This is a genomic window from Pseudomonas sp. COW5 (assembly GCF_026240005.1).
GTDB lineage: Bacteria > Pseudomonadota > Gammaproteobacteria > Pseudomonadales > Pseudomonadaceae > Aquipseudomonas > Aquipseudomonas kribbensis.
In genome coordinates, this window is the sequence record NZ_JAPHVP010000001.1 from 3,067,815 (window position 1) to 3,092,569 (window position 24,755).

General features: G+C 63.0%; 25 protein-coding genes. 13 read left to right on the forward strand and 12 right to left on the reverse strand.

Features of this window, described 5'->3' with window-relative positions:
* Nucleotides 1-124 precede the first annotated feature (124 nt).
* The gene (locus tag OQ248_RS14005) at nt 125-1,336 is read right to left on the reverse strand and encodes an MFS transporter (protein ID WP_265813108.1); all 1,212 of its coding nucleotides are present in this window, start codon (nt 1,334-1,336) and stop codon (nt 125-127) included.
* Between the two features lie 358 nt (nt 1,337-1,694).
* Here OQ248_RS14005 and OQ248_RS14010 point away from each other — a divergent pair, with 358 nt between their 5' ends.
* On the forward strand, nt 1,695-3,797 hold the full coding sequence (locus tag OQ248_RS14010) for a mechanosensitive ion channel family protein (protein WP_265813109.1): 2,103 nt from the start codon (nt 1,695-1,697) through the stop codon (nt 3,795-3,797).
* Here the strand turns inward: OQ248_RS14010 and OQ248_RS14015 are convergent.
* A complete protein-coding gene (locus tag OQ248_RS14015; protein WP_265813110.1) occupies nt 3,791-8,086 on the reverse strand; it encodes a DEAD/DEAH box helicase in 4,296 nt (1,431 codons plus the stop codon). The two genes, OQ248_RS14010 and OQ248_RS14015, sit on opposite strands and share 7 nt — an antisense overlap.
* A gap of 178 nt (nt 8,087-8,264) precedes the next feature.
* Here OQ248_RS14015 and OQ248_RS14020 point away from each other — a divergent pair, with 178 nt between their 5' ends.
* Nucleotides 8,265-9,149 (forward strand): sugar nucleotide-binding protein, encoded by an 885-nt coding sequence (locus OQ248_RS14020; protein ID WP_085712332.1) that lies wholly within the window; start codon nt 8,265-8,267, stop codon nt 9,147-9,149.
* Nucleotides 9,142-10,071 carry an NAD-dependent epimerase/dehydratase family protein gene (locus OQ248_RS14025; protein ID WP_265813111.1) on the forward strand — a complete coding sequence of 310 codons (930 nt, stop codon included), beginning with the start codon at nt 9,142-9,144 and terminating at the stop codon, nt 10,069-10,071. Before OQ248_RS14020 ends, OQ248_RS14025 begins: the two co-directional genes overlap by 8 nt.
* 190 nt (nt 10,072-10,261) lie before the next feature.
* On the opposite strand, the gene OQ248_RS14030 is transcribed toward OQ248_RS14025, so the two are convergent.
* From OQ248_RS14030 to OQ248_RS14060, 7 genes are all read right to left on the reverse strand, one after another.
* Nucleotides 10,262-10,960 carry an OmpW family outer membrane protein gene (locus OQ248_RS14030; RefSeq protein ID WP_085712330.1) on the reverse strand — a complete coding sequence of 233 codons (699 nt, stop codon included), beginning with the start codon at nt 10,958-10,960 and terminating at the stop codon, nt 10,262-10,264.
* 223 nt (nt 10,961-11,183) lie between these two features.
* Complete coding sequence (locus OQ248_RS14035) at nt 11,184-11,702, reverse strand: DUF3299 domain-containing protein (protein ID WP_265813112.1); 519 nt, start codon at nt 11,700-11,702, stop codon at nt 11,184-11,186.
* Between the two features lie 11 nt (nt 11,703-11,713).
* Nucleotides 11,714-12,979: an ABC transporter permease gene (locus OQ248_RS14040; RefSeq protein WP_064599744.1), complete on the reverse strand. Its 1,266-nt coding sequence runs from the start codon at nt 12,977-12,979 to the stop codon at nt 11,714-11,716.
* A 1-nt stretch (nt 12,980) separates the two neighbouring features.
* Nucleotides 12,981-13,691: an ABC transporter ATP-binding protein gene (locus tag OQ248_RS14045; RefSeq protein WP_085712329.1), complete on the reverse strand. Its 711-nt coding sequence runs from the start codon at nt 13,689-13,691 to the stop codon at nt 12,981-12,983.
* A 15-nt stretch (nt 13,692-13,706) separates the two neighbouring features.
* Nucleotides 13,707-14,309, reverse strand: coding sequence for a DUF2796 domain-containing protein (locus OQ248_RS14050; RefSeq protein ID WP_265813113.1), 603 nt, complete (start codon nt 14,307-14,309; stop codon nt 13,707-13,709).
* Nucleotides 14,310-14,466: 157 nt separating this feature from the next.
* Entirely contained in the window at nt 14,467-14,859 is a 393-nt protein-coding gene (locus tag OQ248_RS14055) for a hypothetical protein (RefSeq protein ID WP_265813114.1), read from the reverse strand.
* 28 nt (nt 14,860-14,887) lie between these two features.
* Entirely contained in the window at nt 14,888-15,358 is a 471-nt protein-coding gene (locus OQ248_RS14060) for a PAAR domain-containing protein (protein ID WP_265813115.1), read from the reverse strand.
* Nucleotides 15,359-15,483: 125 nt separating this feature from the next.
* Between OQ248_RS14060 and OQ248_RS14065 the strand changes: the two genes are divergently transcribed.
* Nucleotides 15,484-15,843, forward strand: coding sequence for a hypothetical protein (locus tag OQ248_RS14065; protein WP_265813116.1), 360 nt, complete (start codon nt 15,484-15,486; stop codon nt 15,841-15,843).
* A 4-nt stretch (nt 15,844-15,847) separates the two neighbouring features.
* Here the strand turns inward: OQ248_RS14065 and trxA are convergent, their stop codons facing one another.
* The 3 genes from trxA to OQ248_RS14080 are packed head-to-tail and all read right to left on the reverse strand — an operon-like array spanning nt 15,848 to nt 17,877.
* Nucleotides 15,848-16,720: a thioredoxin gene (trxA, locus tag OQ248_RS14070; RefSeq protein WP_265813117.1), complete on the reverse strand. Its 873-nt coding sequence runs from the start codon at nt 16,718-16,720 to the stop codon at nt 15,848-15,850.
* Nucleotides 16,721-16,759: 39 nt separating this feature from the next.
* Nucleotides 16,760-17,416: a 50S ribosomal protein L11 methyltransferase gene (locus tag OQ248_RS14075; RefSeq protein ID WP_085732990.1), complete on the reverse strand. Its 657-nt coding sequence runs from the start codon at nt 17,414-17,416 to the stop codon at nt 16,760-16,762.
* Nucleotides 17,413-17,877, reverse strand: a complete 465-nt coding sequence (locus OQ248_RS14080; RefSeq protein WP_114885802.1) for a hypothetical protein — start codon at nt 17,875-17,877, stop codon at nt 17,413-17,415. Before OQ248_RS14080 ends, OQ248_RS14075 begins: the two co-directional genes overlap by 4 nt.
* 128 nt (nt 17,878-18,005) lie before the next feature.
* Between OQ248_RS14080 and nrdR the strand changes: the two genes are divergently transcribed.
* From nrdR to OQ248_RS14125, 9 genes are all read left to right on the forward strand, one after another.
* Nucleotides 18,006-18,470: a transcriptional regulator NrdR gene (nrdR, locus tag OQ248_RS14085; RefSeq protein ID WP_003228656.1), complete on the forward strand. Its 465-nt coding sequence runs from the start codon at nt 18,006-18,008 to the stop codon at nt 18,468-18,470.
* Nucleotides 18,467-19,600, forward strand: coding sequence for a bifunctional diaminohydroxyphosphoribosylaminopyrimidine deaminase/5-amino-6-(5-phosphoribosylamino)uracil reductase RibD (gene ribD, locus OQ248_RS14090; protein ID WP_265813118.1), 1,134 nt, complete (start codon nt 18,467-18,469; stop codon nt 19,598-19,600). The genes nrdR and ribD overlap by 4 nt, the downstream gene beginning before the upstream one ends.
* 47 nt (nt 19,601-19,647) lie before the next feature.
* Complete coding sequence (locus tag OQ248_RS14095; RefSeq protein ID WP_265813119.1) at nt 19,648-20,322, forward strand: riboflavin synthase; 675 nt, start codon at nt 19,648-19,650, stop codon at nt 20,320-20,322.
* Nucleotides 20,323-20,338: 16 nt separating this feature from the next.
* Nucleotides 20,339-21,430, forward strand: a complete 1,092-nt coding sequence (gene ribBA, locus OQ248_RS14100; protein ID WP_065259547.1) for a bifunctional 3,4-dihydroxy-2-butanone-4-phosphate synthase/GTP cyclohydrolase II — start codon at nt 20,339-20,341, stop codon at nt 21,428-21,430.
* A 91-nt stretch (nt 21,431-21,521) separates the two neighbouring features.
* On the forward strand, nt 21,522-21,998 hold the full coding sequence (ribE, locus tag OQ248_RS14105; protein WP_003228649.1) for a 6,7-dimethyl-8-ribityllumazine synthase: 477 nt from the start codon (nt 21,522-21,524) through the stop codon (nt 21,996-21,998).
* On the forward strand, nt 21,995-22,495 hold the full coding sequence (nusB, locus tag OQ248_RS14110; RefSeq protein WP_085712321.1) for a transcription antitermination factor NusB: 501 nt from the start codon (nt 21,995-21,997) through the stop codon (nt 22,493-22,495). Before ribE ends, nusB begins: the two co-directional genes overlap by 4 nt.
* 17 nt (nt 22,496-22,512) lie before the next feature.
* The gene (gene thiL, locus OQ248_RS14115; protein ID WP_265813120.1) at nt 22,513-23,478 is read left to right on the forward strand and encodes a thiamine-phosphate kinase; all 966 of its coding nucleotides are present in this window, start codon (nt 22,513-22,515) and stop codon (nt 23,476-23,478) included.
* On the forward strand, nt 23,475-23,978 hold the full coding sequence (locus tag OQ248_RS14120; protein WP_065259550.1) for a phosphatidylglycerophosphatase A: 504 nt from the start codon (nt 23,475-23,477) through the stop codon (nt 23,976-23,978). The genes thiL and OQ248_RS14120 overlap by 4 nt, the downstream gene beginning before the upstream one ends.
* Nucleotides 23,979-24,006: 28 nt before the next feature.
* Nucleotides 24,007-24,741 carry a transporter substrate-binding domain-containing protein gene (locus tag OQ248_RS14125; RefSeq protein ID WP_119428925.1) on the forward strand — a complete coding sequence of 245 codons (735 nt, stop codon included), beginning with the start codon at nt 24,007-24,009 and terminating at the stop codon, nt 24,739-24,741.
* Nucleotides 24,742-24,755: the final 14 nt, after the last annotated feature.

Here is a 24,755-nt window from a genome sequence, read left to right on the forward strand (position 1 = left end):
ATCGATGTGAATCGCTGTCATGCCGTTCTCCCGTCGAAAGTCCTCGTACTGCCTCTGTCTGTTGGTGACTGCGGGCGGTTCGGGAAAGTTTCGACGGAACTACGGACGGTCGGTATTCGCCGGATCAGTGGCCGGCAACGATGCGGGTGGAGCCTTCAGCGGGTTCGGCATACACCGGGCCCAGCCGGTCGAGGCGACCGCTCAACGCGGTCAGGGCCAATGCCACCAGTACCACCAGCCCGCCGATCCATGCGGTATGGATCAGGCCGATGTGTTCGACGATCAGCCCGCCGCCCCAGGCACCGCCGGCAATCCCGAGGTTGAACGCAGCAATGTTCAGTCCCGACGCCACATCCACCGCTTGCGGCGTGTGATGTTCAGCCTGGCGCACCACATACACCTGCAGGCCCGGCACGTTGCCGAAGGCGACCGCGCCCCAGACCAGCACGGTAGCCAGTGCCAGCCACGGGTTGGCAGCGGTGAAGGTGAGCACGAACAGCACGGCGGCGAGCAGGGCGAAGATGATTTTCAGGGCGCTGATCGGCCCGCGCTTGTCCGCCAGTTTGCCGCCCCAGATGTTGCCGACGGCCACCGATACGCCGTACACCAGCAGCACCAGGCTGACCGTGCCGGCGCTGAAACCCGAGATGTCCTGAAGAATCGGCGCCAGGTAAGTGAAGGCGATGAACGAGCCGCCGTAACCGATGGCGGTCATGGCGTAGACCAGCAACAGGCGCGGTTGCTTGAGTACCTGCAACTGTTGCAACAGCGAGGCTGGTTTGCTGTGAGCAATGTTTTTCGGCACGTACAGCAAGCTGCCGATGAACGCGATGACACCCAGCGCCGACACGGCGAGGAAGGTTTCACGCCAACCGAAATGCTGACCGATGAAGGTGCCCAGCGGTACGCCGGTGACCAGCGCCACGGTCAGGCCGGTGAACATGATCGCAATCGCACTCGCGGCTTTTTCCTTGGGCACCAGGCTGGTGGCGATGGTCGAACCGATGGAGAAGAACACGCCATGGGCCAGACCGGTGACGATCCGCGCCAGCACCAGCGATTCATAACTCGGCGCCAGCCAGGCCAGCAGGTTGCCGAGGGTAAAAAGCACCATCAGCGACAGCAGCAACAGTTTGCGCGGGACTTTGCCGGTGAGGGCGGTCAGCACCGGCGCACCGATGGCCACGCCAAGGGCGTAGAGACTGACCAGCAGCCCGGCGGACGGCAGACTGACGCCGAGATCGGCGCCGATGGTGGGAAGCAGGCCAACGATGACGAACTCGGTCGTCCCGATGGCAAATGCGCTGAGAGTCAGCGCGAGCAAGGCAATGGGCATGACGGCACTCCGGTAAGGGGATTGAATGGAGCGCAGTGTCGGGGTTTGGCAGGGGGCGAAAAATACAGGGATGGGCATTTGATATTTGATCTGGGCGCAAAGATCAAAAGCTCCCCCTCACCCCAGCCCTCTCCCCCTAGGGGTGGCGAGGGGGAAAGGGAGCCGATCTTCATGCTTTTCAACACCTGAGTTCGACCGAGATCTCGCAGGTCGACGTAACTGGAGTTGTCACCTCGGTCGGCTCCCTCTCCCTCCGGGAGAGGGCTGGGCGGGCGGCGTTCCGATGAGGGTGCTCTTGAACTTTGCCAGTCAAATGTCGATCAGTTCCTTACAGGTTCAACCAAGGGAGCTCTGCGTTTTGACCAGGTTCAGGATCGCAATTCTATTGGGGGCGCTGCTGTTTTCCGGTGGCCAAATGCTGCAGGCCGCCACATTGCCGGGCGTCCCGGCAGCCAACGCAAAAGCCGCCGAACCCGAGCCATTGGTGCAGGGCGGACTGCTCGGTGCAATCAGTTCGAGCATCGACGACGTGCAGGACAAACTCGATCTCAACGAGCATCTGGTCGACGCCTGGCGTCTGCGCGCCGACCGGGCGGCGGATGAAGTCGACAGACTGGTCAATCAGCCGTCGGATCGCTCGGGGTGGAGCGTGGCCGGGGACTTCATGATGTTGTCCGGCGTGTGGCTCGGCACCTTCGCCGTGTTGACCGTGCTTGGCAGCGTGCTGGCCAAGCGGATGCGCGACGGCCGCTGGCTGCGCGCCCGTCAGCGCAGCCAGGACCTGATCGGTTATTTGTTGCCCTACACATTGCCCGCATTGATCTGCCTGCCGTTGACCCTGTACGTCAGCCACTTCCTGCCAGCGTCGGTCGGCCGGGCGCTGGCGCTGTGTTTTGCCTACGCCACCAGCAGCGGCATCTTTTCCACCTCGATGCTGTTGTGTGTGGTGGTGATGTTCAACACCGGCCACAAGCGACGGGCGGTGCAGATCATCCGCGACTACTGCCCGAAACCGCTGTTCCTGATCGGCTTTCTCGCCGCGTTGAGTGATGCGCTGACCAGCCCGCAGATCGCTCGGCAACTGGGCGGCAATATCACCAGCAGCATCGCGGTGTTCACCGGTCTGCTGGCGTCGATCATCTTCGGTCTGTTGGTGATTCGCTTGCGCCGGCCGGTGGCGCACCTGATTCGCAACCGACCGCTGGCCCAGCGTTTGAAACAACCCTCGCTGCAAGAGTCGCTGCGGATATTTTCAGGGCTCTGGTACTGGCCGATCGTGCTGATGGTGCTGGTCTCGGCGGTCAATCTGATCGGCATCGGCGAGGACAATCAAAAGGCTCTGCGCTGCGCGCTGTTCACCACGGTGCTGCTGATCGGCACGGTGTTTCTCAGCACGGTTCTGCAACACCTGTTCAAGTCGCGCCGGGCCGAGGCGATCCAGCGCAGCAGCGCCTACAAGGAGCGTTTTCTCAGCCTGCTGCATGCGTTGCTGCGGATCGTCATCGCGATTGCGTTCATCGATATCCTCGGGCGGATCTGGGGCGTATCGCTGATCGATTTTGCGCAAAGCAGCACGGTCGGCCGGGCGATCAGCAATGCCTTGAGCAGTATTGGCCTGATCTTCCTCGTGACATGGCTGCTGTGGGTGGTGCTCGACACGGCGATTCAGGAAGCGCTGAAACCACCGGTCAGCAAACGCTCGGCGCGCCAGCCCAGCACCCGGGTGAAAACCATCCTGCCGCTGCTGCGCAATGCGATCAAAATCATCCTGGTGGTGATCTGCGCAATCACCACCATGGCCAATCTCGGGATCAACGTCGCGCCGCTGCTGGCCGGTGCCGGGGTGGTCGGTCTGGCCATCGGTTTCGGTTCGCAGCAACTGGTGCAGGACGTGATCACCGGGTTGTTCATCATCATCGAAGACACGCTGTCGATCGGCGACTGGGTGGTGCTCGATTCCGGGCATGCCGGCACGGTCGAAGGCCTGACCATTCGCACCCTGCGCCTGCGCGACGGCAAGGGCTTCGTGCACTCGGTGCCGTTCGGTCAGATCAAGGCCGTGACCAATCAATCGCGGCAGTTTGCGTTCGCGTTCTTCTCGGTGCAGTTCACCTACGACACCGATGTCGAAAAAGCCATCGAGTTGATCCGCGAGACCGGGGATTCGATCCGCGAAGACCCGTTCCTCAAGTACAACCTGCAAGGGCCGTTGGACGTGTTCGGCGTGGACAAGATGGACTTGAACGGCGTGGTCCTGACCGCTCAGTTCCGCACGGTGTCGGGCGGGCAGTACGCGGTGAGCCGCGCGTTCAACCAGCGTTTGAAAAAGCTTGTGGATAACAGCCCGTGGGTGCATTTTGCGCAGACTTATCCACAGCAGGTTTTGTTGCCGAAGCGACAAGACGATGAGGTGGCGGCGCATTCGTCGGTGGTGCTGCCGGAACAGGCGCGGACTCAGTGACGGGTCAGCTTGTTGCGAATGTCGCTCATGGCGGTGGGGTCCAGTTCCACCCAGAATTGCTGCTTGCCGGCGACCTCCGCAGCGACTGGCAAGCCGTCGCGATACACCAGTCGATTGCTCGCCAGCGCCGGTACTTTTGCGCCGGGTAGCAAGGTGCCGGCGAGGTTCAGCGGATCGACCCCGCACACCGCGATCAGGCTGCCGTCGTGAGGGCGGCGGCGCACTTCGCGCAACAGCGGAATTGCCTCGGGCAGGGCAAATTGTTCACCGGCCAGACCGCTGACAAACCGCCCGCCGCGAATCTCGCCCCGTGCCTCCAACCGGTGAAAGGTGCGCAGCAGTTCGCGCCAGCTCGGCAGCCAATCGGCTTCGCGCTCCAGCAGGCGCCAGAACACCACGCCGTAACGGCGCAACAAGGTCATGGCGATGTGTTCCAGGGTTTCGGGCGACGCTGTCTGGCTGTTCTCCACAGCCGGCCCGCGACGCAGAAGCGCCCAGCGCCCGGCATCGTCCATGCCGCCGACAAAGGCTCCGCGCCCGCGCCGACTGCTGCGTTGCTGGCGCTTGCTCGCCGGGGTGATCAGCGCCCGCAACCCGGCAAAACTGTCGGCATTCACCAGACCGGCGCCGACCAGTTCCTGCAAGGCGATTTCCAGTTCCGTGCGCAGCAGATGCGCTTCATGAATCAGCTCATCGAAAAACAGCGCACCGTGTTGGCTGAGGGCCTCGAAGACTTTCTGAGTCTTGGGCGACAGTTCGCTGAAGGGCGTCTGTTCGGCCAGCGAACTCCACAACCCGACCTGACTGCGCGGCAGCAACACGACCGGCGTGCTGCGCAGCGCCGTGCCGCTGGTTTTCTGCCGGGCGCTGAGGCGTGTCCACACCAGTTTTCCGCTGCGGCACAGATCATCCAGCCAGCTCGGTGAGTAGTCCTTGAGCCGCGCCGGAAGGATGTCGCTGTCCCACGCCGAGGCGGCTGCCGGATAACCTTCGAACTGACCGACAATCGCCGGCAACACGGCGCTGCCCTGACCTCGGGTGGACGGGGACAGATGCTGCCAGTCGAACAGAAAACGCATGAAATCCTGCAACGCCACCGGTTCGATTTCCCGGCGCAAGCGCTTGACCGTGTAGCGGTGGATCCGCGCCAGCAGATGCCGCTCGCACCATTCTTCAGTCGTCAGCCCCGGGGTGAACCGACCGCGCAGCACGTAGCCTTCACGTTCGAGTTGGGCGAGGGCTTGATGGACGTGGGCGGGTGGCAATGACAACGGCTGGGCAATGGCCTCCAGTGGCAGCGGGCCGAATGCACTCAGCCGTGCGCGGATGACTTCCACCAAGGCATCGTCGGCAGTCCAGACCTCATCGAAACCGGGTAGCGGCGGTAGTGTTGAATGCGCCTGTGGATAAATCGCTTGCAGACAGGTCAGGCGTTCCCGTGCCAGCCACAGCGAGTGCTCGGGATCGATCTGCAATCGGCAGGCTCGACCGGTGTCAGCCAGGGCATTCAGCCAATCGCGCCAATGCGGATTGGCCTCGACTTCGTGGTCGCTGATACAGGCCAGACTCATCAGTGCCTCGTGCATTTCATCGGCGCTGTTTGGTGTCGGCCACGCCTCTTCGCGCACGGCGTTGATCGCGTCGGCGTCCAGCGCACCGAGGTCATCGGTGGATTGCGGATCGCTCCAGCGGCGGTTGAGCACGGCCTGGGTGCGGCGTTCTTCCAGCGGCGCGTCGTCGAGAAAGGTGTAAGGGCGGGCGCTGAGAATTTCCGCGGCCAGCGGCGAAGGTGCGGGAAGGTCACGGGCGATCAGCCGCACTTCGCCGCGCTCCATGCGCCGCAGCAATTGCAGCCAGCCTTCGCTGTCCATCGCTTCGTGCAGGCAATCGTCGAGGGTTTGCTCCACTAGCGGGTGCTCGGGAATTTCCCGTTCACCGGCGAGGTTTTCCAGACAGGCGATCTGATCGGGAAACACGCTGGCGATCAGGTCTTCGCTTTTCATCCGCTGCAATTGCGGCGCGACTTTGCGCCCGCCCGTATAGCGCGGCAGGGCCAGCGCCACCCCGGCGTTCCAGCGCCAGCGCACACCGAACAATGGCGCATCCAGCACCGCTTGAATCAGGATGTGCTCGGCGCTGTTGCTGTGCAGGTAACGCCAGACTTCGTCGAGTTCGAAACTGTGGCTGGTGGATAACGACAGCACGATGGCGTCTTCGCTAGCGGCGGCCTGCAGTTCGAAGTTGAAGGTGCGGCAGAAGCGCTTGCGCAAGGCCAGGCCCCAGGCACGGTTGATTCGGCTGCCGAACGGCGAATGGATGATCAGTTGGGTGCCGCCGGACTCGTCGAAAAACCGCTCCATCAGCAGCGTGTCCTGGGACGGCAACGCGCCGAGGGCGAGGCGGGCGCGAGCCAGGTAATCCACAAGCTGTTCGGCGCTGGCCTGATCCAGTCCCAGGGTTGCGGTCAGCCAGTCGAGGGCCTGTTGCAGGTTCCCGAGGCTGGCGCTCAGCAATTCATCGAGCTGTGCCTGCAGGCGTGCCACGGCCATCGACAGTTCGGCACTGCGACCGGGCGCTTCGCCGAGCCAGAACGGAATGGTCGGCGGCTGGCCCTGGGCATCTTCGACCCGCACCTTGCCGGTTTCCACCCGCAGGAATCGGTAAGAGGTGTTGCCGAGCTGGAACACATCGCCGGCAATGCTTTCCACGGCGAAGTCTTCGTTGACGCTGCCGATGTTCAGGCCTTGGGGTTCCAGCAGCACGCTGTAGTCGGCGTTGTCCGGGATGGTGCCGCCGCTGGTCACGGCAGTGAGTCGTGCACCGCGTCGCCCGCGCAGGGTTCGGCTGACGGCGTCGCGATGCAGGTAGGCGCTGCGGATGCCCTGGCGACCGTTGTAGCCCTCGGCGAGCATCGTCAGCAACGCCTGATAATGTTTTTCGTCGAGGCGGGCGTAGGGCTCGGCCCGACGGAGCAATGCGAGCAAATCGTCTTCGGCCCACTCCTGGCAACTGACCTCGGCAATGATCTGCTGGGCCAGCACATCCAGCGGCGCCTCGGGGATGTGCAGGGTGTCGAGTTCGCCTCGGCGCACGCAGTCGAGCAGGGCGGCGCATTCGATCAGGTCGTCGCGCGTCGTCGCGAACAGGCGTCCCTTTGGCGTGCCGCCGACCTGGTGACCGGAGCGGCCGACCCGTTGCAGAAACCCGGCAATCGAACGTGGCGAGGCGATCTGACAGACGAGGTCGACTTCGCCGATGTCGATCCCCAGTTCCAGCGACGCGGTGGCGATCAGCACTTGCAGTTCGCCGCGCTTGAGTCGCTGCTCGGCGTCGAGACGAAACTCCTTGGCGAGGCTGCCATGGTGCGCGGCTACGGCGTGTTTGCCGAGGCGTTCGCTCAGGTGCCGGCTCAGGCGTTCGGCCAGGCGCCGGGTGTTGACGAAAATCAGCGTGGTGCGGTGTTCACGGGCCAGCGTGGCGAGACGGTCGTAGACCAGCTCCCAGACGTCATTGGCCATGACCGCCGACAACGGCACCGGCGGCACTTCGATGCCCAGATCCCGTGGGCGGGCATGGCCGATGTCGATGATTTCGCAGGGGCGCTCATGTCCCACCAGAAAGCGTGCGACGGCATCGATCGGTTTCTGCGTGGCCGACAGACCGATGCGGGTCAGCGGCTCGGCGCACAACGCCTGCAAGCGTTCAAGGCTCAAGGCCAGGTGGCTGCCGCGCTTGCCGGCGGCGATGGCGTGGATTTCATCGACGATCACGGTGCGCGTGGTGCCGAGCATTTTGCGGCCGGACTCGGAACCGAGCAGCACGTAGAGCGATTCCGGGGTGGTCACCAGAATATGCGGCGCGCTTTTGCGCATGGCGGCTCGGTCTTTTTGCGGGGTGTCACCGGTGCGCACGGCGGTGGTTATCTCCAGCGGCGGCAGATCCATTTGCCGTAACTGGTCGGTTATCCCGGCCAGCGGATTCTGCAGGTTGATGCGGATGTCGTTGGACAGCGCCTTGAGCGGTGAAACGTAGACCACCAGCGTCTCGTCCGGCAGGCCGTCCGGGGTTTCCAGGCCACGGTGGATCAGATCGTCGAGCACCGCGAGGAATGCGGTAAGGGTCTTGCCGGAGCCGGTGGGCGCGGCGATCAGCGTCGAGCGGCGCTGGCGGATCAACGGCCAAGCGCGGGCCTGGGCGGCGGTGACCGTCGCGAATGTGCGGCTGAACCAGGCGCTGACGGCGGGGTGAAAGCCTGCCAGGGCCACGTCCTTGGGGATGGGCAGATTCATGTCTGCAGTTATGCGGGTGGGCGGGTGAAGTTGCAAGTACCGCTGGGGATCTACACTTTACGGGTGACGGTTGCGCACTAAACCCGCAAAATGCAACGATTCCGGCAATTATCGACGACGGTGCCACGCGCATCGCCGCTAAAGCCATCGTTCCAATCAGACTGGGCCTGCTGACTCTATGCGAATGCGCCTTATGTTACTGGGCGGCGGAAATGCCCTTGGGCAGGCGCTGATTCGCCTCGGTGCGGAGGAAGACATCGGTTTCCTCGCCCCCCGCCCGCCCGAAGACGGCTGGGATGCCGCGAGCCTGACACAACTGCTCGACGACACCCGTCCCGATGCATTGATCAACCTTGCCTACTATTTCGACTGGTTCCAGGCCGAGACCGTCAGCGAAAGCCGTCTGTCGGGGCAGGAACGCGCCATCGAGCGTCTGGCCGAACTGTGCCAGCACCACAACATTGTGCTGGTGCAGCCGTCCAGCTATCGGGTATTCGACGGCTCCCGCGCCACCGCCTACAGCGAAAAGGACGAGCCGGTGCCGTTGGGCCTGCGCGGTCAGGCTTTGTGGCGGATCGAGCAAAGCGTACGCGCCACTTGCCCTCAGCATGTGTTGCTGCGTTTCGGCTGGCTGCTGGACGATAGCCCGGAAGGCACCCTCGGACGCTTCCTCGCTCGCGCTGAAAAGCCGGACGAATTGCTGCTGGCCGACGACCGTCGCGGCAATCCGACGCCGGTCGACGATGCGGCCCGGGTGATCATCTCGGTGCTCAAGCAACTCGATTGCGCCGCGCCGCTGTGGGGCACTTACCACTACGCCGGCCACGAGGCGACCACACCGCTGGCGCTGGGGCAGGCGATTCTCACCGAGGCCCGCAGCCTGCATCCGCTGGCGATCGAAGAGCCGACCGCCCAGGCTCACGCCGCACGTGAGGACGCCGCCGAAGAGCCGCAACACGCAGTGCTGGCCTGCAAGAAAATTCTGCACACTTTCGGGATCAAGCCGCGCGCCTGGCGTGCCGCGCTCCCGGGCTTACTGGATAGGTTTTATCGTCATGGCTGAAGGCCCTGTTTTAATCACTGGCGGCGCCGGTTTCATCGGTTCGCACCTGACGGACGCGTTGCTCGCCAGCGGCCATTCGGTACGGATCCTCGATGACCTGTCGACCGGCAAACGCAGCAACCTGCCGCTGGACAATCCCAAGGTCGAACTGATCGTCGGCGACGTCGCCGATGCCGCTCTGGTCGCCCGTGCGATGCAAGGCTGCAGCGCAGTCGCGCATCTGGCCGCCGTGGCCTCGGTGCAGGCGTCGGTGGATGATCCGGTGAAGACTCACCAGAGCAATTTCATCGGTACGCTCAACGTCTGCGAAGCCATGCGCGAGGCCGGCGTGAAGCGCGTTCTGTTCGCTTCCAGCGCAGCGGTCTACGGCAACAATGGCGAAGGCGAGTCGATCAGCGAAGACACGCCGAAAGCGCCATTGACGCCGTATGCATCGGACAAACTGGCGGGCGAACACTACTTCGATTTCTATCGTCGCCAGCACGGTCTGGAACCGGCGATCTTCCGTTTCTTCAACATTTTCGGCCCGCGCCAGGATCCGTCCTCGCCGTACTCCGGCGTGATCAGCATCTTCAGCGAACGCGCGCAGAAAGGCCTGCCGATCACCGTGTTCGGCGATGGCGAGCAGACCCGGGATTTCATGTACGTCGAAGACCTGGTCGACGTGCTGGTGCAGGCCCTGGAAAAACCTGAAGTGCAAGTCGGTGCGGTGAACGTCGGCTGGAATCAGGCGACCAACCTCAAGCAGATGCTGGCCGCGCTGGAAGCGGTGGTCGGTGAGCTGCCGGCCGTCAGCTACGGCCCGGCGCGCTCCGGCGACATCCGTCATTCGCGGGCGAACAACGGCCGTTTGCTCGAGCGCTTCAAATGCCCGACGCCAACGCCGATGAGCGTCGGCCTGGCGCGCCTGCTCGGCCGCTGAGCTTCTTGCGGACATGAAAAAGGCGCCTTTTGACAGGCGCCTTTTTCACGGCCGGAATTCGGGTTTCAAACCTGTTTCCTGTAGCGAGGGAGCTTGCTCCCCGGTCGATTGCGTAACATCGCCGTCAGTTCTGAGTCTGCCCGCCACCAAGCCTCATTCACCACCACGTGAACGTTCTTTGATTGCTCGCTTAGAACTTGTAGCCCAGACCGACCATGTACACAAATGGATCGACGTCGACATTCACTTTTGCGCGAGTGCCCGGAGCCACGGCGTTGTTCTCGACGGTGGCGCGGGTGTCGATGTCGATGTAGCGCACCTGGGCGTTGAGCATGATGTTGTCGGTCAACATGTAGTCGGCGCCGACCTGCCAGGCCAGGCCCCAGGAGTTTTTCGCCTTGAAGTTGCTGAAGCCGTTGGACTGGGCTTCGCTGCCGACGTGCTCGTCGTAGATCCAGGTGTAGTTGATGCCGCCGCCGATGTACGGCTGGAAGGCCGACTTCGCGTCCAGCGGGTAGTAGACGACGCTCAGGGTCGGCGGCAGGTGTTTCAGGGTGCCGAGCTTGCCGTTGGCGGCCGGCAGGGCAGTGCCCTTGATCTTCACATCATGCTCGAACGGCGATGCGGCCAACAGCTCGATACCGATGTTGTTGGTCAGCATGTAGGCGAAGTTCAGACCCAGTTGGGTGTCGCTGCTCATGGTCGCCTTGCCGCCCAGGTTGGTGCCGCTCAGCGGACCCTGATCGACCTTGACGCTGGAGCTGTCGGCCTTCGGGTTGACGGTGATGGCACCGGCACGAACGATGATGTCGCCGGCTTCGTGGGCGTGGGCGAGCGGGGCTGCGAGCGCGAGGGCAAACAGCGAAGCGCTGAGCAAGGACTTGTTCATGGAAGCTCCCAAAGGACGTTAAAAATGTTTGATGTCCTATGGTACGAATCCGTCTGATACGGTCTTTTGACTCAGCTCAATGAAACAGTGAAGGGGTGATTTTTTATGGAACCTTTGCCGACCCCATCGCGAGCAGGCTCGCTCCCACAGGTGATCGCGCTTTAATGTGGGAGCGAGCCTGCTCGCGAAAGGGATGGATCAAGCAGCACAGAACTGGCCGGAATTACTCCGGCAGCTCATAAACGTAAATCTTGTCCGCATCCATCTGATACCCGGCATCGGCCAGTTCGCTGGTGGACGCCTTGACCTGCAACGGCCCTTCGACCCAGTACGGCTGATACAGCTCGTCGAGTTTCACGCCGACTTCACTTTTCACGTGCACGATCTGGTTCGACGGCGGTGGCGGCACGTGGATGCAGGCGCCGAAATACGGCACCAGCAGGAAGTCCGTGGTGCGGCCTTCCTCGCTGACTTCCAGCGGCACGATGTAGCCCGGCAGGCGGATGTTCTGGCCGTCGAGGCTCTGCACCACCGGCGCGTTGGGCATGTCCTGCTTGGCGGCTGGTGCCGACTCGGCGGACAGTGCATCGCTCATCTTCGACAGGTCATGCAGCGGCGTCATGTTCGGCACTTCGGGCGCCGCGTCCGGCGGGATCATCTCCGACCAGGTCAGGTCTTTCGGTGCCGCTGCCCACACGGGCAGGGCGACCAGCATCAGCAGCGCAAGGACAGCGCGGGGCATGGTGAACATCCTCATAAACGGATCGACAGGCCATCGGCCAATGATTGGCGATACGCGCGCCAGGCCGGCACGCTGCCCATCAGCAGCGCGGCAGCCAGAATGCCACCGAGCAGCGTCCATTCATACTCGCTTGGCCATGCCAGCGGCAGATACAAGCCGTAATTGGCCTGCACATAACCTTGAGCGGCGGCGATGCCGATGTACAGCAACGCCAGCCCGGCGATCACCCCGGTCAGCGCCAGAGCAAACGCTTCCAGCACCAGCAGGCTCGCGATGTGCCACGGCCGCGCGCCCACCGAACGCAGGATCGCCATCTCGCGGCGACGTTCGTTGAGGCTGGTGAGAATCGCCGTGAGCATGCCGATCAACCCGGTCAGAACCACGAACAGCGAGACCACGAACAGCGCTTTTTCAGCGGTGCTCATCAGGCTCCACAGTTCCTGCAAGGCCACGCCCGGCAGGATCGCCAGCATCGGTTCGCCACGGAATTCGTTGATTTCCCGTTGCAGCGCGAAGGTGGAAATCTTGCTGTTGAGGCCGAGCATGAACGCGGTGATCGCTTGCGGCGTCAGGTCCATGTTACGCGCCTGATCGGCGCTGATCCGCCCGTTGCCACGGGCCGGCACACCGTTGTGCCAGTCGATGTGGATCGCCTCCATGCCGCCGAGGCTGATGTGCAACGTGCGGTCCACCGGCGTGCCGGTGCGCTTGAGAATGCCGACCACGGTGAACGGTTTGTCGTCGTGCTTGACCAGACTGATCGCCGCCACACCGTGGGCCAGTACCAGTTTGTCGCCGAGCTTGTAATGCAGCGCCTCGGCCACTTCGGCACCGAGCACCACTTCGAACGGATCGGTAGCAAAGGCGCGGCCGTCGGCCAACTCCAGATGCTGCTGGCGACCGTACTGGTAATGCTCGAAATAGGCTTCGGTGGTGCCCATCACCCGGTAGCCGCGATGGGAGTCGCCGAGGGACATCGGGATCGCCCACTTCACTTTCGGGTTGCTGGCGAAGTGTTCGAAGCTGTCCCAACGAATGTTGTTGGTGGCGTTGCCGATGCGGAACACCGAATACAGCAGCAGGTTCACCGACCCGGAACGGGCGCCGACGATCAGGTCGGTGCCGCTGATGGTGCTGGCGAAACTGGCCTTGGCTTCGGTGCGCACCCGTTCCACGGCCAGCAGCAGGCAAACGGAAAGGGCGATGGCAAACGCGGTGAGCAGGGCGGTGAAGCGGCGGTTGGCGAGGCTGGCCATGGCCAGACGGAACAGATACATCTCAGACCTCGGCAGACGTGGCGGCGCGATTGAGTTCGGCCAGGGACAGGTGACGGTCGAACAGCGGCGCCAGGCTCTGATCGTGGCTGACGAACAACAGGCTCGAACCGGCCTCACGGCATTCGGCGAACAACAGGCGAATGAAGTTTTCCCGGGCGTCGTAATCCAGCGCCGAGGTCGGCTCGTCGGCGATCACCAGTTCCGGCTGACCGATCAGTGCACGCGCAGCGGCAACCCGTTGCTGCTGACCGATCGACAGCGAATCCGCGCGGCGCCCGAGAATGCCTTCGTCCTTCAGACCCAGGTGGGCGAGCAGGGTGGCGGCGGCCTGATCGACGCTGCCATGACGTTGCTTCGCACGGTCTGCCCGCAGCTTCGAAAAGTGGCAGGGCAGCTCGACGTTCTCGCGCACCGAGAGAAACGGCAGCAGGTTGAACTGCTGGAAGATGTAGCCGGTGTGATCGACGCGAAAACGGTCGCGAGCGCCGGCACCCAGTTCGGTCAGTTCCTGGCCGAGCAGGCGAATGCTGCCGCGCCCGGGCTTCTGCACCCCGCCGAGCAGGCCGAGCAGGGTAGTCTTGCCGCTGCCGCTGGGGCCCTTGAGGAACAGGGTTTCACCCGGTTCCAGACGAAACGCCGGGATATCCAGCAGCGGCGGGTGACCGGGCCAGTTGAAGCCGAGGTCGGACAGTTCGATGAGTGCTTGGGTCATGGTGCCGGTTCGTGATCAGAATTTCAGGGCGGCGGATTTGGCCGTCACTTCCGTGCCTTGCTGGCCGTTCGGGCTGATCAGTTGTACCTGAATTTTCTGGGTCGCCGGGAAGGTGTTGAAAATGTTCGCCAGATCCAGAGTAGTCAAGGCGCCCGGAGCTGCGCAGGTGAACTGGTAGTGAGCGTGGATTTCGCTGTGGTCGTGGTGATGCGCTTCACCGCCCTTGGCGTCTTCGTCGTGGTCATCGTCGTCATGATCGTCGGCATCCGGCTTGTCGCCGAACAGCGGGCTTTCCAGTTTCTGGCTGGCGACTTTGCAACCGGCGGCGGCCGGCAGGCTGAACAGCGCCAATGGTTTTTCCAGCTGAGCGCGAGCGGCGGCGACCTTGGCCTTGTCGGCATCGCTGGTGGCGGCGTGTTCGAAACCGACGAGGTTCATCGCCGGGCTATCCAGTTCCAGCTCCAGGGTCTGGCCGTCGAGCGCGGCGTTCAGGCGACCGACGCCATGCTCGTGGGCACCGAGGCTGCCATGTTCGTGATCATGATCGTGCTCATCGGCGGCCTGGGCGATGGCCAGCGGCAACAGGGCAAACGGCAAAGCGAGCAGCAGACGACGCATGGCGAACTCCGGGAAGTAAAGTGAAGACTTTGTTATGTAATCTTATAACGAAAGTGCGCAGAGTTTGCCCGCCCGAAACGCTTTGCGCAAGGCATGACTGAGCACCGTCCGGGATGTCCCCGGAGCGGTACGTGGATTGAATGTCACGATTGTTGAATCAGAATCCGGCGCCGGGATGGTCGAACCAGTAGCCTCCCGTCAGCACATGGCGGATCAGACTTTCGTCGAGCAGATTCGGAGCATCGCGAGTGAAGCGCTGGCGCCAGGCTGGAAGCCACCAGTAGTTGATCGCCGTGCCGCGCGGAAGTACCACCACCTTCATGACCTCCGGATCTATTCTGTGCTCTGAGTAGAGTTGATGGCTGCGATCCATGAAGCCCATGTACTGACTGATCGGCAACTGAAACATCAACGCCGTAGTGAAGATTTTTTCACTTTCACTGAACGCGGGATTCTGCAGTATCTGTAACGCTTCACAGGCGTACGGCATTGGTTGGCCGGCAACTTTTTGGCCTTCGGGAGTAGAAAGTATGTCGAAGCGGTCATCCATATCCCGCCATCCGATACGCCTATTACTTTCAAAGTAATTGTGAACGATGGCGGTCAACGGCCCTGGTGCTGCGCCTTCGGAGGTGCAGGCTGAGAGGTCGGCAGGCGACCAAAAGCGCCATGCCACAACGAGCAGGAGTGAAGCAGCCAGGATTATCCAGAGTCGTTTCATTGTGGTTTGCTGTACTTGTAACGTCGGAAGATGGTGAAGTCGTGGTCACTGCGAGCAGCATTACCCGATGCGATTCGAAAGCCTGTGTCGGGCAGCCGCAGGCGATATAGTCACCCTCCAGTGCAGCCGGGCCGGCGGGCAGGATCAGAGTTCTTTCGCCAACGGCGACAATCGGTCCTTGGCCAGCGCTGCATGCCGGGCAACTGGCAAATTGCCCGATCGAGGCGATAATTTTGCCTTCGATACGCAGGTTTTCGTTTCCTTCGAGAATCACGCCACCTGTAGAGGTGGGGCCTCCCTTCGACGCCAGTTTTCTTCCTGAAGACATGGGGTTCCTTCCCATGAAAAAAAGAAGAAATGTAGCCGATAAGGCAAGCGTCGCCAGCTCCTGACACTTGGCGTTACACAAGTCCCATGGGAGCATGCAGGTCAGAAATGTGCGGGAGCGAAGTTATGTTGCGGATACGCGGAACCGTCGGTGAGTTGCCGGTGGATTTGACCCTGGAACTGGATGAAAGCGACTGGGCGCGGCTCGGTGCGAAGTTTGGCGTGCAGGTGCAAACGGCCCAGCCGCAAGCAGCAGCGACGGCGCCTGTGGCGAAGCCGGTCAATCAGGATGACGCGTTGTGGCAGGTCGCCAGGGATCTATTGCGCAAGGCCGGGCAGCTCAGCGGGCCGGAGCTGCTGGATCAGCTCGAAGGGCTGACCGGCAGCGCGGTGGCGGGCAAGCGCCTGCTGGTGCGCCTGCGGCATTCGGCAGACGTGAAAGTGGTGAGCGGCGGGGACACGCCGCTCTACGGCTGGATCGAGTAAGCGCTTAGTAAAGCGCGGCAAACACCTTGCGCCGGTAAGCGGTCACCAGCGGGTGATCGTTGCCCAGCAGTTCGAACACTTGCAGCAAGGTCTTGTGCGGCAGGCCTTCACCGTAGCTGCGGTTGCGGATGAACAGCTTGAGCAAGGCATCCAGCGCCGCTTCGTATTGCTGGCGGGCCAGTTGCTGGATCGCCAGTTGATACACCGCTTCATCGTCCTGCGGGTTTTGCGCCAGACGGCTTTTCAGGTCGGCGGCATCCGGCAGGTCACGGGCCAGGCCGAGGAACTTGATCTGCGCCTTGGCACCGGCCAGCGCGGCCTTGTGTTCGTCGCTCTTGACCGCGTCGAGCACGGCTTGCGCTTCGCCCAGTTCGCCGCGTTCGGTCAGGCAGCGGGCGTACAGGATCAGCGCCTTGGCGTTGGTGTTGTCTTCGTTGAGCATCACCACCAGCGCGGCTTCGGCATCGGCGAAACGGCCTTCGTCGAACAGCGCCTGGGCTTGCTCGAACGGATCAGCCGCTGCCGGCGGTGGCATTTTTACGTGAGGTTCAAGCAGGGCACGCACGGCGGATTCCGGCTGGGCGCCGGCAAAACCGTCCACCGGTTGACCGTCCTTGAACAGCACCACGGTCGGCAGGCTGCGGATACCGAAGCGGGCGACGATGTCCTGCTCGACGTCGCAGTCGACCTTGGCCAGCAGCAACTCGCCCTGATAGCTCTCGGCGATGCCTTGCAGCATCGGCATCAGCGCCTTGCACGGCGCACACCATTCGGCCCAGAAATCCACCAGCACCGGTTTTTGAAAGGAAGCCTCGATCACCGACTGGTCGAAGTCGGCCGTCGTGGCGTCGAAGATGTACGGCGTTTGCTGACTCATGGGGTATCTCGTAAAAGCGTGAATGGGGCAACTATACGGTCAGGCACGGGCCGCGTGGTAGAGGCTGACATGGCGGAACTCCTCAGGCTCGGCCAGATCCGGCAGGGTCATGGCTTCGAGCATTTCGATGCGCCGGTACAGCGGATGACGGAAATCCCTGACCCGCGAATCCGCCACCAAGGCTTCGCGACCGCGACTGAGAAAGGCATCGAGCAACGGCAGGTTTTCGCGGTCGTACAGAACGTCGGCCACCAGGATCAGATCGAAGCGATCCGCCTCGGCAAAGAAATCCGTGGAGTAGCTCATTTGCACGTCATTGAGTTCGGCATTCGCCCGGCACGCGGCAATCGCCAGCGGATCAAGGTCGCAGGCCACCACTTCGAGCGCGCCGGCCTTCACGGCGGCAATCCCGGCGATCCCGGAACCGGCGCCGAAATCCAGTACGCGCTTGCCACGGACCCACTCGGGGAATTCCGCCAGATAACGCGCCACCGCCAGGCCGCTCGCCCAGCAAAAACTCCAGTACGGCGGTTCGTGCAGGATCCGCCGGGTTTCCTCCGGGCTGAACTCCCGGGCCATGTTGTCGCCGTCGATCAGCCACAGTTTCAGGTCAGTGTCCGGCAGCGGGCAGGCCACCAGCCGGGCGTCGCCGAGCAGTTCGCCCAGCGCCTGTTGCAGGTCCAGCGGTGCATTCATGGTGCTTTGACAAATTGCAGCTGGCCCAGGGCCTGGGTGGTCGGCTGGCTGATGGTCTGCGACGGCAGGTGCAGGATCAACTGACCCGATTGAGTGGCGCGGCCACGCAGTTCGACCCGCGCGCCGACCGGGAAGGCATCAGGATTGAAGCGCAGGCGAAACGGCAGAACCTGGTTGTTGCCGATCAGGCTGGAGCTGGCGAGCAATTGTTGCGGGCGACCTTTCTCGTCGATCACCAGCAGCGCCAGTTCGACTTCGGCGCCCGCCGGCACGCCTTGCAGGGTGCCGCTCAGTTCCCGTTGATACGCGGGCAGCGGGCCGAGGTCGGCTGCTTCCTTGGCCTTTTTCTGCGCCTGTTGCGGCGCCGGGCCCGGCGTTGGCGGCTGCGGCTTGGGCTTATCGCTGCCACAGGCCACCAGCAGGGCGAAAACACTGAGCAAAACGAGCGGTCGTAGCGACATTGGTGGCTCCGTCAAAATGAAATCCATGGATCAAACGATCATGGCAGTCTGTATACCGCAAAGCCTATGGCTTGTCTTGCCACCGGGATGCGCTACCATGGCCCTCCCTTTTTTTGTTGCCAGCCACCATGCACTGTCCCTTCTGCGGTGCCAACGACACCAAGGTCATCGACTCGCGTCTGGTCGCCGAGGGCGAACAGGTGCGCCGCCGGCGTGAATGCCTGGCCTGCGGCGAACGTTTCACGACGTTCGAGACGGCCGAACTGGTGTTGCCGCGCCTGATCAAAACCGACGGCAGCCGTCAGCCGTTCGACGAAGAAAAACTCCGCGCCGGCATGCAGCGCGCCCTGGAGAAACGTCCGGTGAGCGTCGAGCGTCTCGAGTCCTCGCTGGTGCACATCAAACACAAGCTGCGCGCCACCGGCGAACGCGAGGTCAAATCCCTCGTGGTCGGCGAACTGGTGATGGCCGAGCTGCAAAAGCTCGATGAAGTCGCCTACATCCGTTTCGCTTCCGTGTACCGCCGCTTCCAGGACCTCAACGAGTTCCGCGAAGAGATCGACCGCCTCGCCCGTGAACCGGTGAAAGAATGACCACCGCCGCCGAGCAGGCCATCCTCGACGCCCGTTTCATGGCCCGGGCCCTGGAACTGGCGCGCAAGGGACACTACACGACCCATCCCAATCCACGGGTCGGCTGCGTGATCGTGCGCGACGGGCAGATTGTCGGCGAAGGCTGGCATGAACGTGCCGGCGAACCCCACGCTGAAGTGCACGCCCTGCGCGCCGCCGGTGAGCTGGCCCGGGGCGCCACCGCTTACGTCACCCTCGAACCTTGCAGCCACCACGGCCGCACACCGCCCTGCGCCGATGCGCTGGTGAATGCCGGTGTCGGTCGGGTGGTCGCGGCGATGCGCGATCCCAATCCGCAAGTCGCCGGACGCGGTCTGCAGCGTCTGGCCGATGCCGGCATCGCCACTGAAAGCGGCGTGCTGGAAAGCGAAGCACGCAAGCTCAATCAAGGTTTTCTGAAACGCATGGAACACGGCTTGCCGTTCGTGCGGGTCAAGTTGGCCATGAGTCTCGACGGCCGCACGGCGATGGAAAGCGGCGAGAGCCAGTGGATCACCGGCCCTGCCGCACGTTCAGCGGTGCAGCGCTTGCGCGCCCAGGCCAGCGTGGTGCTGACCGGCGCCGATACGGTGCTGGCCGATGGCGCTCGCCTGACCGTGCGCGGCGATGAGCTGGGGCTGGATGCTGAACAAACCGCGCTGGCCCTGAGTCGTCCGCCGCTGCGGGTGCTGATCGATGGACGCCTGCGAGTGCCGCTGGATGCACCGTTCTTCAAGGCCGGCCCGGCGCTGGTTGCCACGTGTGTGGCCATCGAAGAACAGTACGCCCATGGCCCGGAATGCCTGATCGTGCCGGGTGATGACGGTCAGGTCGATCTGCATCAATTGCTGATCGAGCTGGCCAGTCGTGGCGTCAACGAAGTGCTGGTCGAGGCCGGCCCGCGACTGGCCGGCGCGTTTGCACGGCTCGGTCTGGTCGACGAGTTCGTGATCTTCATCGCCGGCAAGTTCCTCGGCTCCACGGCGCGTCCGCTGCTGGACTGGCCGCTAGCCTATATGAAGGATGCGCCGGAGCTGAAAATCACTGAAATTCGCGCGGTTGGCGATGACTGGCGAGTCACTGCAATCCCTGTCCCATCGGCGAGCGTATAATTCCCGGCCATCGCGTTAGCGCTGGCTTCGTTCTCAAGGAGAACCCCATGTTTACCGGCATCATCGAATCCATCGGCAGTATCCGCGCACTGACCCCAAAGGGCGGTGATGTGCGGGTGCATGTCGAAACCGGCAAGCTCGACCTGAGCGACGTCAAACTCGGCGACAGCATCGCGGTCAACGGCGTGTGCCTGACCGCCGTGGAACTGCCGGGCGACGGCTTTGCCGCCGACGTCAGTCGCGAAACCCTCGACTGCACCGCCATGAATGACCTGAAAAGCGGCAGCCCGGTCAACCTGGAAAAAGCCCTGACCCCGACCACCCGTCTCGGCGGGCATCTGGTCAGCGGTCACGTCGACGGTGTCGGCGAAGTGGTCTCGCGCAGCGACAACGCCCGCGCCGTGGAATTTCGCATCCGCGCGCCGAAGGAGCTGGCCAAGTACATCGCCCACAAAGGCTCGATCACCGTCGACGGCACCAGCCTGACCGTGAACGCGGTCGATGGCGCCGAGTTCCTGCTGACGATCATTCCGCACACCCTGAGCGAAACCATCATGGCGTCCTACAAGCCAGGTCGCCGGGTGAACCTGGAAGTCGACCTGCTGGCGCGTTATCTGGAGCGTCTGCTTTTGGGCGACAGGGCCGCTGAGCCTGACTCTTCACAAAAGCCCGGTGGCATCACCGAAAGCTTTCTGGCCGCCAACGGCTACCTCAAATCCTGACTGAAGGGGGTGCCTTGTGGCGCTCAATAGCATCGAAGAACTGGTTGAAGACATCCGCCAAGGCAAGATGGTCATCCTCATGGATGACGAAGACCGCGAGAACGAAGGCGACCTGATCATGGCCGCCGAATGCTGCAAGGCCGAGCACATCAACTTCATGGCCAAGCACGCCCGTGGCCTGATCTGCATGCCGATGAGCCGCGAGCGCTGCGAAACCCTGAAGCTGCCGCTGATGGCCCCGCGCAACGGTTCCGGTTTCGGCACCAAGTTCACCGTGTCGATCGAAGCGGCCGAAGGCGTGACCACCGGCATCTCCGCCGCTGACCGCGCGCGCACCGTGCAGGCGGCTGCCGCGAAAGACGCGAAAGCCGAAGACATCGTCAGCCCGGGCCACATTTTCCCGCTGATGGCCCAGGCCGGCGGCACCCTGGCGCGCGCCGGCCACACCGAAGCCGCCTGCGACCTGGCGCGCATGGCCGGTTTCGAGCCGAGCGGCGTGATCTGCGAAGTGATGAACGACGACGGCACCATGTCCCGTCGCGCCGAACTTGAAGCTTTTGCGGCCGAGCACAACATCAAGATCGGCACCATCGCCGACCTGATTCACTACCGGATGATCCACGAACGTACCGTTCAGCGGATTGCCGAGCAGCCGCTGGACAGCGAACTGGGCCAATTCAACCTGGTGACCTATCGTGATTCCGTGGAAGGCGACGTGCACATGGCACTGACCCTGGGCACCGTTTGCGCCGAAGAGCCGACCCTGGTTCGCGTGCACAACATGGACCCGCTGCGCGACCTGCTGATGGTCAAGCAACCGGGCCGTTGGAGCCTGCGCGCCGCCATGGCTGCGGTTGCCGAAGCCGGCAGCGGTGTGGTGCTGCTGCTCGGTCACCCGCTCGATGGCGACGTGTTGCTGGCGCACATCCGCGAAACCGGCGATCAGGCGGCGGTGAAAAAACCGACCACCTACAGCATCGTCGGTGCTGGTTCGCAGATCCTGCGTGACCTCGGTGTACGCAAAATGCGTTTGATGAGCGCACCGATGAAGTTCAATGCGATATCCGGTTTCGATCTGGAAGTTGTAGAATACGTGCCCTCCGAATAATGACCGGTTGTTTCCGGACCCGAATTCGCGGCAAATAAATCACTGAGGGACGCGTAACAGACGCGTCCCGGCTCTTTAAGAGATCTGACGAATGACCCTGAAGACCATCGAAGGTACCTTCATCGCCCCTAAAGGCCGCTACGCTTTGGTAGTGGGCCGTTTCAACAGCTTCGTGGTTGAAAGCCTGGTCAGCGGTGCAGTTGATGCCCTGGTTCGCCACGGCGTGAGCGAAAGCGACATCACCATCATCCGCGCACCTGGCGCCTTCGAAATCCCGCTGGTTGCGCAAAAAGTCGCCCAGAAAGGCGAGTTCGCAGCAATCATCGCCCTGGGCGCGGTCATTCGTGGCGGCACTCCGCACTTCGAATACGTGGCTGGCGAATGCACCAAGGGCCTGGCCCAGGTGTCCATGGAATTCGGCGTTCCGGTCGCTTTCGGCGTCCTGACCGTTGACTCCATCGAGCAAGCCATCGAACGTTCCGGCACCAAGGCCGGCAACAAAGGTGCTGAAGCTGCCCTGTCCGCTCTGGAAATGGTCAGCCTGCTGGCGCAGTTGGAGGCCAAGTGATTAGCGACGATAGCGATCGTTTCAACCCGCGCGATCCGAAACCTGCGGATGCCGGCAAGCCATCGAAGAGCGCCAAGCGCCGCGAAGCCCGTCAGCTCGCGACTCAGGCCCTGTATCAATGGCACATGGCCAAGGCTTCGCTGAACGAGATCGAAGCGCAGTTCCGGGTCGATAACGATTTCACCGATGTCGACGGCGCGTATTTCCGCGAAATCCTCCACGGGGTTCCGGCCAACCGCACCGAAATCGACACCGCGCTCAAGCCTTGCCTGGACCTGGCGATCGAAGAGCTGGACCCGGTTGAACTGGCGGTTCTGCGCCTGTCCACCTGGGAACTGCTCAAGCGCGTCGACGTGCCGTACCGCGTTGTGATCAACGAAGGTATCGAACTGGCCAAGGTCTTCGGTTCCACCGATGGCCACAAGTTCGTCAACGGCGTGCTCGACAAGCTGGCCCCGCGCCTGCGTGAAGCTGAAGTGAAGGCGTTCAAGCGCTAAAACGCGCTTGAGACCTCATGGGCGAGTTTGAGCTGATCCGCAATTTCTTCGCCGCCGCGCCTTGTGCGCAGGGCGGCGAGGGCGTTGCACTGGGGATCGGCGACGACTGTGCCTTGCTGGCGGTTCCTTCCGGGGAACAGCTGGCGATCTCCACCGATACGCTGGTGGCCGGCGTGCATTTCGCCGATCCCTGCGATCCGTTTCTGCTCGGTCAGCGTTCGCTGGCCGTGGCGGTCAGCGACCTCGCTGCCATGGGCGCCACGCCCGTTGCCTTTACCCTTGCCCTGACCTTGCCGACGGTGACCGCCGATTGGCTGCAAGCCTATGCCCGTGGTTTGAACCGCATGGCGCAAAACTGCAGTGTGGCGTTGGTCGGCGGCGACACGACGCGCGGGCCGTTGAGCCTCACAGTCACCGTGTTCGGTCGCGTCCCGGCCGGCCAGGCCCTGACCCGCAGTGGCGCGCAGCCAGGCGATCTGTTGTGTGTCGGCGGTGAGCTGGGCAATGCCGCCGGCGCCTTGCCGCTGGTGCTTGGCCAGCGTGACGCCGAGCCGCACATCGCCCAGCCGCTGCTCGATCACTACTGGTCGCCGCAACCGCAACTGGCCCTCGGTCAGGCCTTGCGGGGCAAGGCCACTTCGGCGCTGGATATCTCCGATGGCCTGCTCGCCGATTGCGGTCATATCGCACTGGCCTCGAAGGTTCGCCTCGAAGTCGAGCGCGAACGCGTGCCGTTGTCGGACGCGCTGGTGGCGTTTCTTGGTCAGCGCGGTGCCGAACGTGCAGCGTTGAGCGGTGGCGATGATTACGTGCTGGCCTTTACCCTGCCGTCCGTCGAATTGCCGGCGCTGCTGGCCGATGGCTGGCCGATCCATGTGATCGGGCGTGTGGCCGAGGGGCAGGGCGTGGTGCTGCTGGACCGCGAAGGGCATGACATCACCCCGCAAATCCGGGGTTATCAACATTTTCAGGAGTCACCGTGACAGATCACCCGAAACAGGTTCCCGGCGAATTCGTTCCGCCGTCGGTCTGGCGCAACCCCTGGCATTTCATTGCGTTCGGCTTCGGTTCCGGCACCTTGCCGAAAGCGCCGGGCACGTGGGGCTCGTTAGTTGCGCTACCCTTTATTCCGTTGTGGCAGATGTTGCCCGACTGGGGCTACTGGCTGATGCTCGGGATCACCATGCTGTTCGGCTTCTGGCTGTGCGGCAAGGTGGCCGACGATCTGCGGGTGCACGACCACGAGGGTATCGTCTGGGACGAGATGGTCGGGATGTGGATTACCCTGTGGCTGGTGCCGGAAGGCTGGTACTGGCTGCTCGCCGGGTTCCTGATGTTCCGCTTCTTCGACATCCTCAAGCCGTGGCCGATCCGCTGGATCGACCGGCATGTGCACGGCGGCGTCGGCATCATGCTCGACGACGTGCTGGCGGGCGTGTTCGCCTGGCTGGCGATGCAGGGTCTGGTGTGGATTTTCGCCTGATTTCAAGGCGTGGATGAGGGACACAGGGATGGCTCGACGCTGGTTGGCGATTCTGGTTTTCACCTTGCTCGGTGCGACGGCCCTGGCACAGGAGGCGCCGCCGTCGGTCATTCACCTGGCCAGTGAAGACTGGGAAGACTACACCGCCGCCGACGGCCACGGCCTGGGCTGGGACGTCCTGCGCAAGGTGTTCGAACCGGCCGGCGTGACTCTGGATATCCGCACCGTGCCATACACCCGCTCGGTGGGGCTGGTGCAACTGAAGGAAGTCGACGCACTGGTCGGCTCCTATCGCGGTGAGGCCGAGCAGGTTCTGTATCCCAAATGGAACTTCGATTCCGATCACATCTACGCGCTGGGCCTGGCCAGCAATCCGGCACCGACCGAGGCCACCCTCGGCAAATACCGGCTGGCCTGGGTGCGGGGTTATCGATACGAGACCTACCTGCCGAACATCAAGCGCTACAACCAGATCGAACGCCGCACCGGGATCCTGTCGATGCTCAAACAGGGGCGGGCGGATTACTACATCGACGCCCTGACGGAAATCGAAGCGGTGCTGAGAAATGCCGCCGACCCTTCGCAATACCGTTATTCGCATCTGGCTGAGTTGCCGCTGTACCTCGGCTTCGCCGACACCCCTCAGGCCCGTGCGCTGATGTCGATCTACGACCAGCGCATGGATCAACTGGTGAAAAGCGGCGAACTGAAGCCCATCTTCGAACGCTGGAAACAGCCGTATCCGTTCGACCGGGGGCAATGACGGCTGGCCAGTCA

Bases quoted from the DNA above. Each gene is read 5' to 3' on its own strand.
- OQ248_RS14005 (WP_265813108.1), bottom strand. From the start codon at position 1,336: ATGCCCATTGCCTTGCTCGCGCTGACTCTCAGCGCATTTGCCATCGGG.
- OQ248_RS14055 (WP_265813114.1), bottom strand. From the start codon at position 14,859: ATGGATGACCGCTTCGACATACTTTCTACTCCCGAAGGCCAAAAAGTT.
- OQ248_RS14035 (WP_265813112.1), bottom strand. From the start codon at position 11,702: ATGCCCCGCGCTGTCCTTGCGCTGCTGATGCTGGTCGCCCTGCCCGTG.
- ribD (WP_265813118.1), top strand. From the start codon at position 18,467: ATGACCACCGCCGCCGAGCAGGCCATCCTCGACGCCCGTTTCATGGCC.
- OQ248_RS14060 (WP_265813115.1), bottom strand. From the start codon at position 15,358: ATGTCTTCAGGAAGAAAACTGGCGTCGAAGGGAGGCCCCACCTCTACA.
- OQ248_RS14040 (WP_064599744.1), bottom strand. From the start codon at position 12,979: ATGTATCTGTTCCGTCTGGCCATGGCCAGCCTCGCCAACCGCCGCTTC.
- nrdR (WP_003228656.1), top strand. From the start codon at position 18,006: ATGCACTGTCCCTTCTGCGGTGCCAACGACACCAAGGTCATCGACTCG.
- OQ248_RS14075 (WP_085732990.1), bottom strand. From the start codon at position 17,416: ATGAATGCACCGCTGGACCTGCAACAGGCGCTGGGCGAACTGCTCGGC.
- ribE (WP_003228649.1), top strand. From the start codon at position 21,522: ATGACCCTGAAGACCATCGAAGGTACCTTCATCGCCCCTAAAGGCCGC.
- thiL (WP_265813120.1), top strand. From the start codon at position 22,513: ATGGGCGAGTTTGAGCTGATCCGCAATTTCTTCGCCGCCGCGCCTTGT.
- OQ248_RS14030 (WP_085712330.1), bottom strand. From the start codon at position 10,960: ATGAACAAGTCCTTGCTCAGCGCTTCGCTGTTTGCCCTCGCGCTCGCA.
- trxA (WP_265813117.1), bottom strand. From the start codon at position 16,720: ATGAGTCAGCAAACGCCGTACATCTTCGACGCCACGACGGCCGACTTC.
- OQ248_RS14045 (WP_085712329.1), bottom strand. From the start codon at position 13,691: ATGACCCAAGCACTCATCGAACTGTCCGACCTCGGCTTCAACTGGCCC.
- OQ248_RS14125 (WP_119428925.1), top strand. From the start codon at position 24,007: ATGGCTCGACGCTGGTTGGCGATTCTGGTTTTCACCTTGCTCGGTGCG.
- OQ248_RS14080 (WP_114885802.1), bottom strand. From the start codon at position 17,877: ATGTCGCTACGACCGCTCGTTTTGCTCAGTGTTTTCGCCCTGCTGGTG.
- OQ248_RS14020 (WP_085712332.1), top strand. From the start codon at position 8,265: ATGCGAATGCGCCTTATGTTACTGGGCGGCGGAAATGCCCTTGGGCAG.
- OQ248_RS14065 (WP_265813116.1), top strand. From the start codon at position 15,484: ATGTTGCGGATACGCGGAACCGTCGGTGAGTTGCCGGTGGATTTGACC.
- OQ248_RS14050 (WP_265813113.1), bottom strand. From the start codon at position 14,309: ATGCGTCGTCTGCTGCTCGCTTTGCCGTTTGCCCTGTTGCCGCTGGCC.
- OQ248_RS14095 (WP_265813119.1), top strand. From the start codon at position 19,648: ATGTTTACCGGCATCATCGAATCCATCGGCAGTATCCGCGCACTGACC.
- OQ248_RS14015 (WP_265813110.1), bottom strand. From the start codon at position 8,086: ATGAATCTGCCCATCCCCAAGGACGTGGCCCTGGCAGGCTTTCACCCC.
- OQ248_RS14025 (WP_265813111.1), top strand. From the start codon at position 9,142: ATGGCTGAAGGCCCTGTTTTAATCACTGGCGGCGCCGGTTTCATCGGT.